Annotated in this window: 10 protein-coding genes; 4 read left to right on the forward strand and 6 right to left on the reverse strand. The window is 59.5% G+C overall.

What is annotated here, in order from left to right; genetic code table 11:
• Window positions 1-29: 29 nt before the first annotated feature.
• Complete coding sequence (locus tag P3G66_RS25840) at window positions 30-1,823, reverse strand: alanine racemase (protein WP_276117308.1); 1,794 nt, start codon at window positions 1,821-1,823, stop codon at window positions 30-32.
• Window positions 1,824-1,983: 160 nt separating this feature from the next.
• On the opposite strand from P3G66_RS25840, the gene P3G66_RS25845 reads away from it, so the two are divergent.
• Both P3G66_RS25845 and P3G66_RS25850 read left to right on the forward strand, forming a co-directional pair.
• Complete coding sequence (locus P3G66_RS25845) at window positions 1,984-3,429, forward strand: amino acid permease (protein WP_042447958.1); 1,446 nt, start codon at window positions 1,984-1,986, stop codon at window positions 3,427-3,429.
• Complete coding sequence (locus P3G66_RS25850) at window positions 3,426-4,346, forward strand: universal stress protein (RefSeq protein WP_276117309.1); 921 nt, start codon at window positions 3,426-3,428, stop codon at window positions 4,344-4,346. Before P3G66_RS25845 ends, P3G66_RS25850 begins: the two co-directional genes overlap by 4 nt.
• A 42-nt stretch (window positions 4,347-4,388) precedes the next feature.
• Here the strand turns inward: P3G66_RS25850 and P3G66_RS25855 are convergent, their stop codons facing one another.
• On the reverse strand, window positions 4,389-5,390 hold the full coding sequence (locus P3G66_RS25855) for an MBL fold metallo-hydrolase (protein ID WP_276117310.1): 1,002 nt from the start codon (window positions 5,388-5,390) through the stop codon (window positions 4,389-4,391).
• A 296-nt stretch (window positions 5,391-5,686) separates the two neighbouring features.
• Between P3G66_RS25855 and P3G66_RS25860 the strand changes: the two genes are divergently transcribed.
• Complete coding sequence (locus P3G66_RS25860) at window positions 5,687-6,787, forward strand: LLM class flavin-dependent oxidoreductase (RefSeq protein WP_276117311.1); 1,101 nt, start codon at window positions 5,687-5,689, stop codon at window positions 6,785-6,787.
• Between the two features lie 460 nt (window positions 6,788-7,247).
• The gene (locus P3G66_RS25865) at window positions 7,248-9,164 is read left to right on the forward strand and encodes a TerD family protein (protein ID WP_276117312.1); all 1,917 of its coding nucleotides are present in this window, start codon (window positions 7,248-7,250) and stop codon (window positions 9,162-9,164) included.
• Here the strand turns inward: P3G66_RS25865 and P3G66_RS25870 are convergent.
• From P3G66_RS25870 to P3G66_RS25885, 4 genes are all read right to left on the reverse strand, one after another.
• Window positions 9,140-12,283, reverse strand: a complete 3,144-nt coding sequence (locus P3G66_RS25870; RefSeq protein ID WP_276117313.1) for a helicase-related protein — start codon at window positions 12,281-12,283, stop codon at window positions 9,140-9,142. The two genes, P3G66_RS25865 and P3G66_RS25870, sit on opposite strands and share 25 nt — an antisense overlap.
• On the reverse strand, window positions 12,280-14,046 hold the full coding sequence (locus tag P3G66_RS25875; protein ID WP_276117314.1) for a phospholipase D family protein: 1,767 nt from the start codon (window positions 14,044-14,046) through the stop codon (window positions 12,280-12,282). Before P3G66_RS25875 ends, P3G66_RS25870 begins: the two co-directional genes overlap by 4 nt.
• Complete coding sequence (locus tag P3G66_RS25880) at window positions 14,033-15,211, reverse strand: DUF6361 family protein (RefSeq protein WP_276117315.1); 1,179 nt, start codon at window positions 15,209-15,211, stop codon at window positions 14,033-14,035. The genes P3G66_RS25875 and P3G66_RS25880 overlap by 14 nt, the downstream gene beginning before the upstream one ends.
• Before the next feature lie 561 nt (window positions 15,212-15,772).
• Window positions 15,773-18,013 carry a 3'-5' exonuclease gene (locus P3G66_RS25885; protein ID WP_276117316.1) on the reverse strand — a complete coding sequence of 747 codons (2,241 nt, stop codon included), beginning with the start codon at window positions 18,011-18,013 and terminating at the stop codon, window positions 15,773-15,775.

Below are 18,013 nucleotides of genomic sequence, written 5' to 3' on the forward strand. Positions count from 1 at the left end.
AACGATTCTCGCAAGGGCTGCCGACAACGTCAGGCTTTGACCACCTTGCGCCCGAGCAGCGATGCAACCAGTCCGTCGACGAAGGTCGCCTGACGGCCGAGAGGATCGGAATCCGCTCCCGCAACGCTGCCGATCGAAATCGATCTCGTCAGGCCGGTCTCGCTGATGAATTCGGCGGCGAGGTGCGCTTCTCGGAATGTGAGGCCGCCCAGATGTGTCGTGTCGTCGACGCCGAGAACACGCCCGTCGATGATGTCCAGATCGAAGTGGACGTGGACGCCGTTCACACCCTGGCCCGCCGCGGCGAGAACGCGAGGCATCAAGGCCGCCATGCCATGGCGATCGATCTCGTCGATCGTCACCAGCAATACCCCGTACTCGTCGAGTGCGCGCTTGTGATCGACCGTGGCGTTCTTGACGCCCACCAGGACGGTGTTCTCCAAACTGGGGCCGTGCAGATCCGCCGCCGACGACAGCAATTGTTCGATGTCACCGTGGGAGGCGAAAATGATTGCACCCAAATCGGTTCCAGGTTCGGTGGCGATCGGAATTCTGGTGTTCTGCCAGGCTTCGGCAGTGAGCCACAGCGGCAGCGTTGTGAGATCCGCAGCGGCATTCTCGGCTTGAATGCAGTCGAAACCGATTCCGGACATGTCTTCACGTAGACCGTGATCGAGGAGATGGCTTGCCAGGCTGGTAGTTTCGAGGTCGATCAATTCGACGGTCGCATTGGCATCGATCGGTTCGGTGCCCAGAACGTAGCGCTTTTCGACGTAGGGCGATGTCATTGCCATCAAGAGCGCGCCGTAGTCGATCGTGAAGTCGACCGTGCCACCCAGTCGGTATTCGTCACCTGTTTCTCCGGCGTCGACGAGGAGGTGATCGCTGCTGGCGCTGATCACTTTCAGGCGCGGATCTATCGGGGTCAAGCCTTCCGGCGAGATGTCTTCGCGGCCGATGGACAAGATCAGGCGTCGGCTCGGCTTGTCCTCGTTGTCGAAGACGGGGCGTCGGCCGAACGCGTCTTCCCCTGAGACTCCATACGGCCGCGACGGCTTGATCTTGGCCTCGATGATGTCCGCGGTGAGAGTGAAGGCGTCGTTGTTCAGCAGTTCGTACAGTCCGGGGGGAGTAGGTGATTCGGCCAGAACGATGCTGGCACCCAAACGCAGATGGTTGATCCCCTCGGGCATCGTTCCGGTCTCGAGGAGTGGCAGAGAGAACGTATTGCCGCCGGAAACGATCGGCAGTTCGATCGAGAACCGCTTCGTGATTTCGTCGGCAAGGTAGACCAGATTCGACAGGTTGTCGACGGTTGGCTGGATGCCGCCGACGCACGCGAGATTCGCGCCGATTCCGATCAGTCTGATGCCCTCGATGGGAAGGATTTCGGCGACTACATCCAACGCCTCCGCCGGCAGGATCCCTTCGCGGAGATCTCCGAGGTCGATCATCAGCACGATGTCGTGGATTACTCCTCGCGCCCGTGCTGCTCTGCCCAGAGCAACAATCGTCGTCAACTCCGAGTTGAGGCTGATGTCCGCGTAGCGGATCGTGTCGTCGATCTCGTTCAACGACGGTGCGCGGATCAGCATCAGGGGAACGGTGATGCCGTCGCGGCGGATGCGGGCCAGGTTGTCCAGGCGGGAGTCGGCGATCTGTGCGACGCCGCCGCGGACCATTGCTCGCGCCACCTTGGGGGAGCCACATGTAGATTTGCTGACGCCCGCCACCGCAATACCCTTGGCATTGGACGCTTCGACGAGGACGCGCGCATTCTGTTCGATACGACGCAGGTCGACGGTGATGGTCGGTCCGGTCATGATCTCCCCGTTTTCTCCGAAGGTGGTTCACGATCCGGGCATTCCAGACCGGACGGTTGGCGTGAGCTGTGCAACTTTGCTCCAACTGTTGTGTCGCAGGACACTTACGTGCAGTATGAGGATACAACAGTTTCCTACCAGGCACTCTAGAGGAGCGTCGATGGCTACTCTCGTCAAACACGTACTTCGGCGCAAGCCGGCTTTGCAGATAGACCAGGAGACCGGCGCAGATACCAACGGCGGTGAGCTGACCCGCAGTATCGGTTTGGCGCAGTTGTCCATGTTCGGCATCGGCGCCACGATCGGCACCGGTATTTTCTTCGTCCTCTCGCAGGCGGTCCCGGTTGCCGGTCCGGCAGTGATCATCTCCTTCGTTGTTGCCGGTATCGTCGCGGGACTCACGGCGATCTGTTACGCGGAATTGGCCGGAGCTGTCCCAGCGTCGGGCTCGTCGTATTCCTACGCTTACGCGACGCTCGGAGAGCTTCCGGCCATGGCCGTCGGCGCGTGTCTGCTTCTCGAGTACGGAGTCTCGGCCGCGGCGGTGTCCGTCGGATGGTCGCAATACTTGAACCAGCTGCTTGGCAACCTCTTCGGGTTCCAGATTCCCGACGCGTTGTCACAAGCGCCGGAGCAGGGCGGCATCATCAATCTGCCCGCAGTGATCCTGGTGTGCCTGTGCGGTATTCTGCTCATTCGCGGCGCCAGTGAATCGGCCAAGGCCAACGCCATCATGGTCTCGATCAAACTCGCGATTCTGCTGCTCTTCATCGTGGTCGGCATCGCCGGATGGAACAGCAATCACTTCGCCGACTTCGCACCGTTCGGATTCAGCGGCGTCATGTCCGCCGCCGGAATCATCTTCTTCTCGTACATCGGCCTCGACGCTGTGTCCACCGCCGGCGAAGAAGTGAAGAACCCTCGTCGCAATCTCCCTCTCGCGATCCTCATTGCACTTGTGTCCGTCACCGCGATCTACATCGCCGTTGTCGCCGTCGCGATCGGTGCACAGGATTCCGCATCGTTCGAAGGTCAGGAAGCCGGACTGTCCGCGATCCTCGAACAGGTGACCGGATCTACTTGGCCGGGAACGCTTCTGGCCGCCGGTGCGGTGATCTCGATCTGCAGCGTCACGCTCGTGGTCATCTACGGTCAGACCCGCATCCTGTTCGCGATGTCACGCGACGGCATGATTCCGTCGATCTTCCACAAGGTGAACCCGCGGACTCTGACGCCGGTGCCCAACACCATCATCGTCTGCGTCGTCATCAGCATTCTGGCCGGTTTCATTCCGATCAACTTCCTCGCCGAAATGACCAGCATCGGAACCCTGGTGGCGTTCCTCGTGGTTTCGGTCGGGGTCATCATCCTGCGGCGCAGTGACCCGGACCTGCCGCGCAGCTTCAAAGTTCCCGGCTATCCGGTGACACCGATCCTCTCGATCCTGGGCTGCCTGTGGATCATCAAGGACCTCCGAACCGTCACGATCTACGTGTTCCTCGTCTGGGTGACCGTCGCGATCATCTGGTATTTCGCCTACGGTATGAAGCACTCGCGCCTCGGGGCGAAGAACCGCGCCGAACTGGGATCGGAGTCCGAGTCATGACGCTGCTCGCGGGATACGCACCCGACGGTGACAGCTCCGGAACCGTCCATCTGGCAACGCTGTTGGCGCGCTCGTCCGGTGAACCGTTGGTGATCTGCGCGGTGATACCCTCGCCGCCACCGCCCGGAATGGCGCGTGTCGACGCCGAATACCACCAGCAATTGCGAGCCGAAGCCGAAGCGGCGCTGGCGAAAGCGCGGGCCGACATGCCCTCGGACGTCGACGTGACCTATGTCGTGCATGAGGCGCAGTCGACGTCGAGTGGCCTGCTCGATCTTGTTCACGAGCACGAAGCCAAGATGATCGTCCTGGATTCGTCTACGGCCGGGGTGTTCGGTCACGTGGCTCTCGGCAGTGTCACCTCCCGCTTGCTGCATAGCTCCGACGTTCCGGTCGCGCTGGCGCCGAGGGGATTTCGAAGCAAGCCCGGTGAGGTGGTTCGCCGCGTCACCGCCGCGTACTCGGGCACACCCGATCAGGACGATCTGGTGCTCGCCGCCGCGACTGTGGCTGCGCGTGTCGATGCCGGACTCAGATTGGCGGCGTTTGCAGTTCGTGCGAACGCGCAGTACACGACCACGCTCGGGACCGAGGGAGATTCGCCGATCATCTCCGAGTGGGCCGAGGTGGTCGAGCGCGAGACCAACGCTGCCTTCGAGCGCGTGCGTGCACTGCCCGAAATTCCCGACGTCATGGAATCGGTTATCAGCCATGGTCGTAACTGGGCCGAGGCGCTCGAGGGCGTCGAGTGGGACCGAGGTGACGTTCTGACTGTCGGCTCGAGCAAGGCAGGTCCACTGGCGCGGGTGTTCCTCGGCAGTCAGGCGGCGAAGATCGTGCGGTACTCACCGGTTCCGGTGGTGGTGGTCCCGCGATCGGCGTCGACCCGAATAGTCGATCAGGCCGAAGCGGAATAGAGATCAGGGCCGACGAGCGGAGTGCTTGTCGGCCCTGATCTTTCAGATCGAGCGGGCGAAGAGCGCGGGCTCGGAGCCGGGGACCTGAGAGACCTGCTCTCGGGCAACCAGATGGCGAAGGTGAGCTGCGCCCTCGGAGAGCGCCATCGTCTTTCCCATCGGGGAGATCTCGGCCCACGGCTTGTACCACTTCATCTTTGCCGCGACGTCCCACACGGTGAGCTTGTCGTCGGCGAACTCCTGGAGCAGGTGATCGAGTCGTTCCTGGTGGTGCTCGATCAGCTCGCCGGCGCGACCTCCGACGTCGTCGATCGGAATGCCGTGAGCGCCGAGACCGCGGGTGATGTTCATGTTCTGCACTCGTGCGAGCGAGTCGAGGAAGTCGGCGAGGGCGTCACGCTCGTCGAGGGGGTACACGAAGTTGCCGACGTGCGGTGTCGTCTTCTGCAGGACGTGGTCGCCGGTGAACATGACGTCGGCGTCGTCGAGGTAGAAGCAGACGTGACCAGGCGTGTGGCCGGGGGTGTAGACAACGCGGAGGCCTCGGCCGGTGAGTGCGATGATCTCGTCGTCCGCGAGAAGGCGGTCGGGAGCCGACTCGGGGCCCACCGGAGACTCACCCGCGGCAGCCAGTCGGAAGGCATCACGGTCAGCTGCGGGCGCTCCGGCACGTTCCATGTTGTCGAGCTGGTACGTCATCCACTCCTCGTTACGCGCAGTGGCCATCTGATCGAACAGGTAGTGGTCGTCCTCGTGCATGGCGATCCAGGCGCCGGATGCCTCGCGGACCCGTCCACACAGTCCGGTGTGGTCCGGATGGAAGTGCGTGACCACAACGCCCTCGATGTCGGTCACCGAATGTCCGATCTCGGCGAGCCCCGCGTTGAGGCCCTGCCAGCCGTTGTCGTCAGCCCAACCAGCGTCGACCAAGATCAGTCCGCCGGGGGATTCCATGGCGTAGACGAGCGTGTGCCCGAGCGGGTTGTCCGTGATCGGGACAGGAATCTGAAATATGCCATCACCGATGGCTGCCGCACCGTTCATATCAAGTACCTCTTAACGATAAGGGAACGCACTCTTAGTACTTCATGTTTACCGTGCGCTCGTTTGGTTGGTGACACAGGTCCTGCCTGGCGGGAGTTCGGCATGTTTTCGGGCGACTTCGGATCGGGGAGAGTTTTATCGACCGAGTGGTCTCTTTGGGTCGAAAGATGTTGCTGATTAAAAGATTTCACACGTTGGTTGCGTTGGGAGCGTCGTCGGTTGGCTGATCCGTCGAGCAGTCACGCACTAGCCTCCGAGGGACAGGCGCGCTGTGCGGTTATCGAGAAAGACGGGTCATGCGTTTTCAGGTTCTGGACATCATTTTCAACCCACCCCATCCAGTGACCGGCGAGGAAGTTGCCCCGTCCGATCGGCTCAACCGCGTCGTCGAACTGGCGGTTCTCGCCGAAGAACTGGGTATCGATTCGTTCTCGGTGGGTGAGCGCCATGCCGGGCCGGTTCTTTCGTCGGCGCCAACCGTCGTTTTGGGGGCGATTGCGCAGGCCACGGACAGAATCCTGCTGTCGACAGGTGTCACGGTCCTTTCGCTACTTGATCCGATCCGAGTCGCCGAAGATTTCGGAACCATCGATCAACTCAGCCGGGGACGCCTCGAGATCGTGATCGGCAAGGGCAACGAGGTTCTTCAATACCCGCTCCTCGGTCTCGACATCGCCAAGCAGTACGAGTACCTCACCGAGAACTACGAACTCCTCAAACTGCTGATCAGCGAGGAAAACGTCAAGTGGGTGGGAACGCACCGGCCTTCGCTCGAGGACGCGACGACGCTACCGCGTCCTTTCGACGGCCCGTTCCGTATCTGGCACGGATCGGCTACCTCGTTCGAGGCCGTCGAACTCGCGGCGAAGTGGGGCGACCCCATCGTCACCGCCAACGCCTTCCAGCCTCGTGAGAACTACAAAGTGCTGATCGACCACTACCGCGAGCAGTACCTGGCGTACGGACATGACCCGGCCAAGGCGTATGTCGGTTCGGGTTCGGGCGGATTGTTCCTCGCCGACACGACCGAGCAGGCCATCGAAGAGTTCCGTCCGATCTACGAAGGCGCCGTTGCGCAGGCCGACAAACGCAAGCACGATCCCAAAGCTGTCGGGAAGTCGACGAGTTTCCGGACCATCGAAGAGGCCGTCGACCGCGGGCCGGCGTTGGTCGGGTCTTCGGAGCGGGTCGCCGAGAAGATCATCGATTACCACCAGAGCTACGGCCACGATTTCCAATCGGTGTCGGTCAATCACGTGCTCGACTTCGAGCATCAGAAGGACACCCTGCGCCGATTTGCGGAAGAGGTTATCCCGCTGGTGAAGGCCGAACTGTCGACGACGCTGTGGACGTCGGTCGACAAAGATCGGGCGAAGGGTTTCACCGCCGTCGATTGAGCGGCCAGATCCCGGTTGCACCAACTTTTACTGGATGTTTGGGCGGGTTGCTCTCATTGTGTCATTTAGGGGTGTGCTGAGCGCACCCCTCCTGTGCTCATAGTTGGTGAGCAGTAGTTGATCTATGTGTCAGCAGCCGATTCGACACCGGCGAGCCGGATATGGCTGGGTCAATTCGTGTTTCTTGTACGCGGGCCGAGGAGCAAGACCCTTGCACCGAACCTGTCGAGCTCCGAAATCGGACCGCTATCTGAATCGGCGTCCGACAAATCGCCTGAATCCGAGCTCAGTAAGAAGCTCGGAGACCTTGCCGTGCGGATGCTCTTGTCAAATTGTCATTCCCGACGGAGGCAAATCGTTTGGGTGTTGCGTAATAGGATCTGTCGGACGGTTCAGGGATGATGTCGATGAGAATCGACGCATTGTCAATCGGTTCGCTCTTTCCGACGGAGGTATTTCAGTGACAAGCGCGATACGCCTAGCAGGGGGCCATCGGCTGCCTGCTGATCACAGCTGGGTTGTTCTGGATGTCGAGACGTCGGGAATGCGGGCTGCGTCGCATCGCGTACTGAGTATTGCCGCGCTGGTATTGCGCGAAGACGGATCGGTCGAGCGGGAATTTTCAACGCTGCTTGATCCCGGTTGCGATCCCGGACCTGTCCACGTACATAATCTCACTCCAGACCGCCTGGCTGGCGCGCCTCGTTTCGAGGACATCGCTGACGAGTTCGGCGAACTGTTGTCCGGCCGAACAATGGTGGCGCACAATGCGTCATTCGACTATGGGTTCCTCGACGCAGAGTTTCAACGCGCAGGTTTTGGCACCCCGATCGAGAAGCGGCTGTGTACTTTGGCGCTCTCGCGACGCCTGGAGCTCGACGTACCCAATCACAGGCTCGCAACACTGGCCGAGTATTGGAAGATAGAACAGGTCAATGCGCACGACGCCTACGACGATGCACGGGTACTCGTCGAGGTCTTCGGCAGGAGCGCATCTCTCGCGGAAACGCTGCAACTTCCGCTTCCAGTGGTGGGGTGTAAGGACCGCCGGGCCACGGTCCACTCTCGCGAGATCAAGCGAGTGCCGTCGTCATTCACCAACCCCGGACGCCTCGATCTGACTCACGGCCTGGTCCAAGGAATGAAGATAGCGATCAGTGGTCCGACATCCGCACCCCGGGCTACGCTGGCTGCCCGCCTCACCGACGCGGGATTCGAGTTCACAAATACCGTGAGCCGACAGACGAGTGTTCTGGTGTGTGACAACACTGCATCTCAAAGCTCGAAAGTACGTAAGGCCGAGTCGGATGGAATTCCCGTGATCTCGGAGCAGCAGTTGGAGCACTTGTTGGAACGTGCAGTGCCGGGTGAGATCAAGATTGAGGGCGCTTCCGTGGGAGTGAGCACTGTTGAACCCGTGCCTGACACGACGACAGCGCCGGAAGTCGAGGTCCAGCGCGAGGTGGTTCTGGTGCCGGAGATGATCGTATCTGCGCAACCTCGTCCCGACGAATCGACCTCCGGGGTACGGCCATCATCGATCGCGACTGCATCCCCGCTCGCGAATCGCAAGGCGAAGGCGTGGCAGGGGCGTCGCGTTCTGATTCTCGGCGGTACCCATCTCGACGGTGTGATCATGCGGTCGCGCATCCTGCAGCTCGGTGCTCGTCCGTCTCTCAACTTCACAACCGCGGTCACCGAGGTTTTAGTGTTGGAAGGCGGTGAATCCGACAAGCGGATGGCGAGGGTCACGGATCGAGGGCTTCCTAAGATCACGGAATCCGACGTCAACGAGGCGTTGGTCTCGGGTGTAGTTCCCGCCCACATGAGGCTCGAATCACGCTTGTCTGCACCGATTTTGATGCGTGGCGAGGTCGTCGATCTTCCTGCCGCTCAGTCGTCGTGGTCGATCAATGTTGCGTGGCGGGCAGAAAACGTTGGAGACGAATTCGACGTCGATGTGGTTGCCTTTCTCCTTGACGGAACCAACAAGGTCGATTCGGATCAAGATTTCGTCTTCTACAACAACACCGTGGATGAGGACGGCGCAGTCGAGCTCTCCGTCGACGGTGACAGTGAGCAGAGTGTCCGTGCAGATCTCGACTCTTTACCTGCGGAATGTCAACGTGTTGTCATCGCAGCAGCAGTCGATGGTGACAAGACGTTCGGCGACTTAGGAGCAGTCTCGGTCAGCATTGATGGTTCCGACGGAACATTTGCCACATTTGTGCTCGATCTCGGAACGGTCGAGCGGACCATGGTTCTCGCCGAGATCTACCGCCGCGGAAATGTTTGGCGGCTTCGGGCAGTAGGTCAGGGGCATAACCACGGACTCGGTGCTATGGCTGTCGGCTACGGTGTCGAAGTGGATGATTGACCTCGATTTGTTTCTCGAGACGGTGGAGTGAGGTCCAGTCGCATTGCGGCGGCTGCTTCGGCGTCTACATCCCGATGCTGGAGTAGTTCGATCAGGTCTTCTTGTCGCGGTTGCCCAAATGCCAGGCGGTAGAGGGCAACTCCGGCTTTGGATTTCTCCAGTCGAGGGCCGTCGATGCTCAACTCATAGGGCATCAGTTCGCGAATCACCTTGTGAGATCCAGAGTAGATCCAATCCGGTACCAGTCCGCCGAGTTCTTCGTCCGGGATGGCGTATGCGGCCGTCCAGGGGTGGACGTCGTGAGCACCCAAAATGCTGATCCGGTGGCGCTCGACTAGGTTGCGCCGCACAGCATGGCCGCGGAACCGGTTGACGCGACCGTCGCGTTGTTCGAAGTCAACGGGGTTCGACGGTGTATTCCAATGCACCACATGATGACACCAAGGGTGGAAGTCGATTCCCTCTTGGCCGGCGCTGGTTGAGATGACGATGAACGGCCAGAACGGACTGTTGAATGCATGGCGAATAAGGGCCGGTCGAAACGACTCGTCGCTCTCGGATTTACCGCCGTACTGTACGGCAAGGTGAGTTCGGAAGCGGATGTTATCGGCTTCGTCTATGGGGTCGTGCGACAGGCTCTGACCCACTCGAAGTGACATCGCTTCGGCTGCAGAATTAGCGATGGCGTAGATCTGATCGACGTCGAGAGGCTCACTGTCGTGGGTCGGCATCAATTGTCCGAGAAATTCGTCGAGGACTGCTTGGAGATTACCGTCGGCGCAGTACTGCAGAACCTGTCGCCAATACGGTAAGTCCGGATAGAGCCGCCGCAGAAGCACTGCGGATTGCCAACGATTGAACGTTGATCGGAGTCCTGACGCGATAGTGGCAGCAGCTCCCCAGATGTCGCCTTCTGCAACGCCTGGGGCAATCCGTAATCGTTTCAGCGACCGCCACGCGCAGTTCGCCGGAGAGTGCGCCGCCAGTTTGGCAGTAACCTCGACGAGATCGGGCGGTATCCGACCGTCGGTCAGCGTTGTGGTGCTCTCGGCGAGGGTCAGGAATGGATCGAGTTTAGTTGCCTCGTCAGTTGCCTCGGCATCTGAGTCATGGTGCGACTGTAAGACATTGCGGAGCCATCCTTGATCGTCCGAGCTGAAATCGAACACGTCGAATTGCTCTCGATCGATATGCATCGGCCACGACCAATAGAAGTGTTGTGCCCCAGTCGCAGTCGATGTTTCGCGACCACGCGGAATAATCGGCTGAAGTCGCTCCGCCACAGTGGCTTCGAATGACACGGTATCAACCGGGTCGACGTGGTCTCGAGCAAGGGTCAGTGGATCCGACATTGTTGCGAGGTGTGGCATCGGCCAGAACAGGGCAAGCGTGGTCATCTGTGGATTGGATCCGCGGTATTCGAGTGGTGAACCGATGGCCCGCAGACTATCTGGATCATTGGGAACTACCGAGGAATATCCTTGCATCAAGCGATGTTCCGCGTGATAACTCAGAATTGATGCGAGGGCGGGAGGAGTTGACGACCAGCTGGAGAACACCAGTCGCTTCGTTATCTGTGCCAGATTGGGATCAGCAAACGGACCGCCGGGGGTCAGGTACGGAAGGCTGGGCGGGATCCACAGCAGTTTTTCCCAGCCCGTATCGACGGTATCGTCGCGGAAATTTCGAGTCCGAGCGTTGCCCGCTTCGATCTCAGCGAACTGTCTGACAGCAGCGGCGTCGACTCTGCTGATGTCGAGTAAACGCGACTCGCTACTGCCGACGGTTGTAGCGTACTTCCGACCGAACTGATAGTTGCTCATGAAGTTGACGAAGTAGGGAACGGACTTCCAGTAGTCCACGCTGAACTGGGCGTCGAGTTCCCTGGCGAGGCGGCGCAGGGCCGCGTACCCGAGTAATTCTCGAGGTTCGATTCCAGAGATCGTGGACCTGCGTTCCCGAACCATTGTGTTGGCTGAATTCGCCGGGCGTTCCACGCGACACATCAAGGACAAGAGGAGGTTTCGTAGGTTTGACATCGTTTGCGTGGCTTCGCGATCCTCGATAACGGCATTGCGGAACTGCTCTAGCAGCGCCATGACGTCACTGGATTTCACCAGCTTCGAACCATCAGCGAGGAAATCAATCGTCTTGGTGAAATCGGAGTAGTGATCGGCACCGGAATCGTCGGCCTCGGTATAAGGCTTGTATGGCGTTGCAGACAGAAGAAGTACCCGTGTCCCGTGGTGACCGAACAGATGGCGCGCAAGTTCGCCGGCGGACGTCGTCTCGTCCATCAACTCTGTGAACCGCTGAAACTCGTCCATGATCACAAGATCGGGCGCCAGTGAATTTACGCTGGCATGAGCAAGTTCGTACCGCAAATCTGCAATGAGGGTCGTGATGGCGGAGTTTCGACCGGGATCGTTGATCGGCTTTTTCATCAGGTCGAACAACCTGTCGGCGATGGACGGTTCGCCGGCGTTAATCGTGGCAACAAACGCTTCCAAGATCGACGGATCAATCGAATCGCCGAATTTCTCCTCGAAAACTGCGACGTCCCTTTCGAAGGTATCGAAGGAAGCGACGGAACCCTGCAGGATCGTCAGCGCAGCCACGCGTTGGGTGGCTGAGAACTGGAACTCGCGATCGAGCAACAGAAACAGCAGTTGCCTCTCATCGGAACGGCCGGTCCTTAGTCCCGTCTTGAATGATGTATCCGGAGTCAGTGAAACAAGATTGACGGGTACGCGCAGGTTGTCTTCTACGGAGTCCAGTCTGCGGTTGTGAGTGGCGAGCAGTGTCAACCGGCTGGTGTGTGTGATGTCTTTGTTGTCGGTGACATTGAGACGTTCGAGATTCTGTCGCGCGAGGTCGATGTTGGAGCAGATGTACACGATGTTGATCTCGGTACCGGGCGGGCCTTGTTGAAGGTGTTCAATTGTGCGCGCAATGATTCCGCGCGCCACCATCGACTTGCCGAGTCCAGTTTCGTCTGCGACGAGGAAGTGGCGACTGGGATCCGGTTTGTAGAACTGCTCGAATACATGGTCAACGGTGTCCCGCTGAAAGTCGCGTAGTCCGGAGAGTATTGTTTCGGCGCGGAATTCCTTGTTCATGCGTTTCTCCGATTCAGAACCGTTGCGGCAGAGTAAATATCCGTCCAAAGTGCGGAGAATCCTGGAGGCAGCAGGTCGCGACGTGTGTCGTCGCGATGGAGTCGGCGAATGAAGCCGTCCATATCGGTGAGGACGGCCGGGGCCGTCGCCAGAGCGAGTAGGAGTGATTCGAGAATGCCGGGGAGCGGTCCGGATTGGGAGTCTTGACCGCGGATCATCTGGTCGAATGCTCCGCCTGCACTGTCCCCGCCATTGGAGATGGACAGCATTAGCGCAATAAAGCGCAAAACATCCTCGGGCTTCTTCAGCTGCGATGCAAGGATTTCGTCGAGGCGCTCGTCGGGCTCGTTGATCAGGTTGGCAACAACCACTGTGCCGCCGCTCGATCCGCCAGGTTCGGTGACACGAACTGCGAGGAACTGCGTGATGTCGACCAGCGTCAGCCCGGGACTGATGAAGTCAACGGGTTTGTCGGCCGTCATGGTAACTGCCGATCCGGGGCGGGTGGTCAGTTCGATCGTGGCGGTGTAACCATCGGGAAGTTGTATGGCTACAGCAGTTTCGATCAGCAAATCGAAGAATTCTCCGGCCGGTTGGACCGTCGCGGTGAACGGAGTTGATGCAACAGCTCGTAAGGTCTTGTCGAGTTCACGGCGAACGGCATCGGCTTCATCCGGTTCTGCGCCACCGGTGGCTTCGTACGGGCTGATGATGGGTCCGAGTCCGCCGCTGCTAAGCATGGCATTGATCCCGAATTTCTTTTTTGCGCCGGTCATTTCGACCAGAATCTCGACGTTTTTGCTGAATGCCGCAGCGGTTGCATTTGCAGAACCGATGAAAAGTCTTGCCGAGTGGTTGTATTCAACTACAAAGGCCTTAGCGTGTAAACCGCCCAGGACATTTGCCGAGTCTGATTCGGGATCAGGAATTCCTGCGTCAGAGTTGAGCACGTACGACGCCTCGAACCAGCTCAGGGTGTCTGGGCGGAGCTGTTCCAAGGATTCTGCGCGGCTGATGACATTCGCGAGTACCCGTTCACCCGGAATCACAGTGTCGAAGCCGTCGTCGCCCAGGAACGGTGAAATGGCGAGGTGCCGTGTGCCTTCGAAGTTTGGTGATGGTTTATGGCCTGGCACGCCGAACAGGTGGAAGGCGATATCCGAGAGTCCCTCCGGCGCAGTCCACTCGGCAAACCTGACGTCGTCGGCCAATGCATGCACACGTCCGCGTCGAGTCGGCTCCAACGGCGAGACAGTGGCATCGTCAGCTAGGTATTGAAGCAATGCCCTCAGCGGCCTGTTGGTCTTGTTTCGCGCGCTCCCCATAGTGCCGTCGAGTGCCACAACCATGTCCCAGGAATTGTCCCGCGTCAGGTTTCGGCTCTGAACGAGGAGTCGGAAACTGACCGCGTCTTCGTCATCAATGTACTTGGCCAACCAGATCTTGGGGTGAAAGAGTGTCCCTGGTCTGCTGCGCACAGCATGGACTGCGGGCTCGAGGAAGGCCATGAGTGCATTCGTTCGCTCAGGAACTCGAATGTGTCCGGCTTGATGGAATATGTCGATAGCGTTGGCGCAGATGCGGATAGACGCCAGCATTGCAAGGGGATCCGTCGCATGGGACGGTGACGCAAAGGCGAGTGCAGGTACTAGTGCGGACTGTAGATCGAGGGTGAATGTGGTTCCCACCAAATGATCGAGCCGCGAGCCGGCCGGTGGCCGCAGTTGATCGACCAGAGTGGCTCGTTCGTCAGGCGCCAGCATTGTTCAGTCCTTCGGAAATATCGCTGAGTATTTGTGATGCTTGTGGCCAACGGAATTGGAGTCGGCTTGCCCCGGACGCACCCTGCCAGAGTCGCAGTTGTTTCTCATTGGTCAGACGTGACTGCGCGCCCTTGTTCTGAAACTCGCGATCGCTGACTAGTCTTCGCAGATCGACGGAATCTGCCGGAGTTCCCGCTCCAAGATCGTTGATACCGTTGATCCAGGTTTCGACAAATTGCCGCGTTCGCGGTGATATTGCCGGGAAACGGCTCCACAACCGTGACCGGTCCCATTTCGGTGCAAGCGGATGATTCCAGTACTGCTCGCTCCACTGAGAGAGTTCGCTACGGTATCGCTGCGCGGGTGCCTCCACGCTTGTCAACTCATGACGCTCATACGCTTCGCCAACCATCAAGTTGTAGAGCAGTGACGCACCGTGCAGGGCCAGCGAGAACAGCTCGGTGTCTTCAACGAGGTCGTGAAGTTCTTGCGGTGCTGATTCCAGATCGAGATCCCAGAGGTAGTCGACGTCGAGGTCAGGCATCGTCGGTTGGCTCAGTAAATGCGCGAGCAAGGAACTGTCGCAGGTCACGACGATCCGCTCGCGAAGCCAGTTGGCCTCCGCCACAGAGAGATCAAAGCCCTGGTCTGTCACATCCGCGGGGAATGACTCAGGCAGAGGGAGCGTCGACCACGGTGAGGTGTCGTGCATCTCGTCGTCATTTGGCTCCCCCTTGCGCGACTGTGGCAGGTGCTGTGGGCGGGTGTCGTGGCGAAGGATCCTGTAGGTCTGCAGTGCATTCCAGTAGATCGCGGAGGGGAGTACCCGCACCGCTGCGCCGGCGACCCGTCCGATCAGCCCCTGAGTGTGGCCGGCCTCGCGGAGTGCGAGCAGTACCTCGCGTTGTTCCCGGTCTGCAGCTTTGACCAGCGCTGCACCTGATTTGCGCAGCGCTGCTCGTTGGAATGTCCACGGAATCAGGACCAGATAGCGGGCCCGCGTCTGGACTGTGGAGATTCCGGGGAACAGGAGGTCTGCGAGTCCGTCTCGGATCTGACCGATACCGAGATTGTCGAGGGTTCCGGGTTCGCTGAAGAGCGCAACCAGTTCACGCATGCGTCGTTCTTCTTCAGCGGACGTATCGAGCCAGGCGATCAGGGACATGGGTGATGCACAGCTGCTTTCACTTCACTGGGGATACTGGATGATTGCTGTCAGATTACTGCAGGTACTTCGGTTGCGGAACATTCCGCTTGCGGTTCGGGTTCTTCCGTTTCTTGGCTTTTGGTTGGATGCTTTGCTTCGCCGGTTTTTTCGCCGGAGACTTCTTGGCGGCATTGAGTTGACGCTGAGCGCTCAGCGCATTCCGGCGAACCTTGAGCTCTTCGTCGCTCTCCGACTCCTCTGACGCGTTGAGCGGTCGGAGTGCATGTTCAGCTAAGTAACGATGTGCATTCGCGATGACAGATTCGAAGTTGAGGCAACGTACGCACCGCAGCGGTTCTCGCCTCCCGACATTGCTGGTCGATCCGCACCATGCGCACACTTTTGCAGGGGCATGTTGTCTGCGTGTGGATCGTCGGAAAGTGGGATCTGATGGGTTGGCGACGGCAACGTCGCTGGCACCCCACTTGGGGGTTCGTGCATCCGCAGTCGGGTTACCGGTATGAAGATTCACCCCGCGTCGTGCACGAACCATCCGGTTGCCTCTATCAGACCAAAGAACTACTTCTTCGTCTTGCCCAACAGCTCGGACCTCTTACCGCTCCAAGTGACGATCAGTTCGTCTCGGGCCCGGCTCGAAGCAACGTAGAGCAATGAACGCTCCCGCAGCATCGCTTCGTCACGATCCTCCGGCGCTACCGCGCGCAGCGATGCGGCAGACGGCACGTGGGCATCATCGACACTCGCGAGTACCACCCGTGAGAACTCCATGCCTTTGGATCGGTGCATGGTTAGAACCTGAACGAACCCTGGCGTAGGGGGATTGTTGTCCAAGGCGCGCGCCTCAACGCTTCGCTCGCCCAACGCGCGGACGAAGCGTGCTCGATCGTCCTGGCTTCGGGTGAGCACAGCAATGGTCTCGGGATCGAGTCCGTCTTCGATCCACTCATAGACGTGCTGGGCGACTTTGTCGAGTTCCTCTGTCTGGTCGTTGCATTCGATCAGCTGCGGTACCGGTCCGCTGCGAGCCGAGCGGTATTCGGCAGTTGACTCGGCACCTGTCTCGAGGTCCTTGTATTCAGCGCCAGCCAGGATGCCGACAGCAAAATTCAAGTTCTGCGCCGTAGTGCGGTAGTTGAGAGTCAGTCGTCGCGAGCGGCCGACAATCTTGATTCCGAGTCGACCCAGAACTACCGGGCGTCCATAGATTCGCTGATGTGAATCTTCTGCAATGAAGAGATCATTCGGTCCTTCGTCGACCAATGCGCGGAGCAGTGCCCAGTGTGTGGCATGGAGATCCTGGGCCTCGTCAACGAGGACGTGGTCGGCGAGTCGACGTTTGCCAGCTTCGTGAGAGAGGCGCAAGGATTCTGCGGCGAGTGCCAAGACTTCGGGGAAACTGATGGCCCCTTCCATCCGGTTGTGGCGGCGGTACCCCTCGACCAGCTTCCAGACTGCGATGCGTTGCGGACGAGTGAGGCGCACACCGCGTCCCGGCCGCGCTACCTTTGCGTACTGCTCGAGTGTCGTGACTTTGTTTGCGAGTACAACCGCTACGTACTCGTCTTCGAGGAACGAGGGAGTCGCCAGGTTAGCGTCGAGGCCACTGTCGACAGTCTCGATAACTTCGCGCCAAACTTTGTCAGAGCGGTTACGTCCGCGCGTATCGACGCTGGCACCAAGAACTGCCTCGCACGCCTCGTCTACGTTGTCGGCCTGATCGAGTACCGCCTTGGCGAGTGCATCGACGCCTTTCACGTAAACACCGACTGCACCGGGCTTCGTCGCAATGTCGACGCCGGGATCAAGCGCCTTGAGATCGCTTTCGAGTCCCATCGCCAATGTCTTGTTGTACGTAGTGAGGATGATCCTGGCTTTGGGGTTCTGCCGTGCCAGCTTCCGTGCTCGGTGGATGGCGACGACGGTCTTGCCGGTGCCGGCGCCGCCGGACAGACGGAACGAGCCATTCTGGTTCGCGTCCGCGTACTTTCGCTGTTCCGGGTGGAGGAAGGTTCGCCAAGCACCGAAGTCACCACTCTCGATGACCCGACGCAGCTCCTCGTTGTCTTCGATGAATGCGAACTGCAGCTGAGACGCCGGGTGCTTAAGAGCTTCGAGGATCTGCTCGTCTTCGTCGAGGTTCTCGTCAGGTAGTGCAGCTTCGTCGAGGCCGTGCTTTGCACGGATGTCTTCGATACTGATGCCGGTGATGAGGTCGGTGAGAGCGCTGCCCTGCCAGGCCACTGCGTTTTGTGCGATTTCGAATACGGCATCTTGGCTGGATGCTTCGAATGCGAGTTCTGAGATTTCCGGGTCGAGGCCCAAGCGTGTTTTGAGATCGTCGAGGGCGAAACCGAGACCCTCGAGGTACCTCGCCAGCGGCGCAGCGGGCTTGATCTTCTTGAGGGTGCCATCTGGGTCGGGGACAGCGACCAGCTTCTTCCGGTCATCCACGCCGTCGAGTTCGCCAATGATGCCTTCGAGCACACCGTTGACGGGATTGACCCGTAGGACTGACCGCTCGGCAAGGCCATTCGCCTCATCATGCGGCCAAGTGCCCATGTAGATGTAGGTGGTGTCGCCGAGTTTGTCCTCCACCTTGAACAAGATTGCGCGGTAGTGCTTGTCGACGCGGGCCGTGCGCACGCGAGGATCTTTGGAGGCCTGGATCGGTTCGATGTGCAGGCCCGAGCCGGTGTCGTCTGTGTTGAGCTTCTCGATGAAGTCCATCACCTTGGCTTTGACGGACCGGTCGAGCTTTCGCATCGCCTTGTTGTTCGATGCGATAACCAGATGTGCCAC

This window comes from Rhodococcus sp. C3V (assembly GCF_029269915.1).
GTDB lineage: Bacteria > Actinomycetota > Actinomycetes > Mycobacteriales > Mycobacteriaceae > Rhodococcus_F > Rhodococcus_F qingshengii.

Bases quoted from the DNA above. Each gene is read 5' to 3' on its own strand.
- P3G66_RS25855 (WP_276117310.1), bottom strand. From the start codon at position 5,390: ATGAACGGTGCGGCAGCCATCGGTGATGGCATATTTCAGATTCCTGTC.
- P3G66_RS25840 (WP_276117308.1), bottom strand. From the start codon at position 1,823: ATGACCGGACCGACCATCACCGTCGACCTGCGTCGTATCGAACAGAAT.
- P3G66_RS25850 (WP_276117309.1), top strand. From the start codon at position 3,426: ATGACGCTGCTCGCGGGATACGCACCCGACGGTGACAGCTCCGGAACC.
- P3G66_RS25870 (WP_276117313.1), bottom strand. From the start codon at position 12,283: ATGAACAAGGAATTCCGCGCCGAAACAATACTCTCCGGACTACGCGAC.
- P3G66_RS25845 (WP_042447958.1), top strand. From the start codon at position 1,984: ATGGCTACTCTCGTCAAACACGTACTTCGGCGCAAGCCGGCTTTGCAG.
- P3G66_RS25875 (WP_276117314.1), bottom strand. From the start codon at position 14,046: ATGCTGGCGCCTGACGAACGAGCCACTCTGGTCGATCAACTGCGGCCA.
- P3G66_RS25860 (WP_276117311.1), top strand. From the start codon at position 5,687: ATGCGTTTTCAGGTTCTGGACATCATTTTCAACCCACCCCATCCAGTG.
- P3G66_RS25880 (WP_276117315.1), bottom strand. From the start codon at position 15,211: ATGTCCCTGATCGCCTGGCTCGATACGTCCGCTGAAGAAGAACGACGC.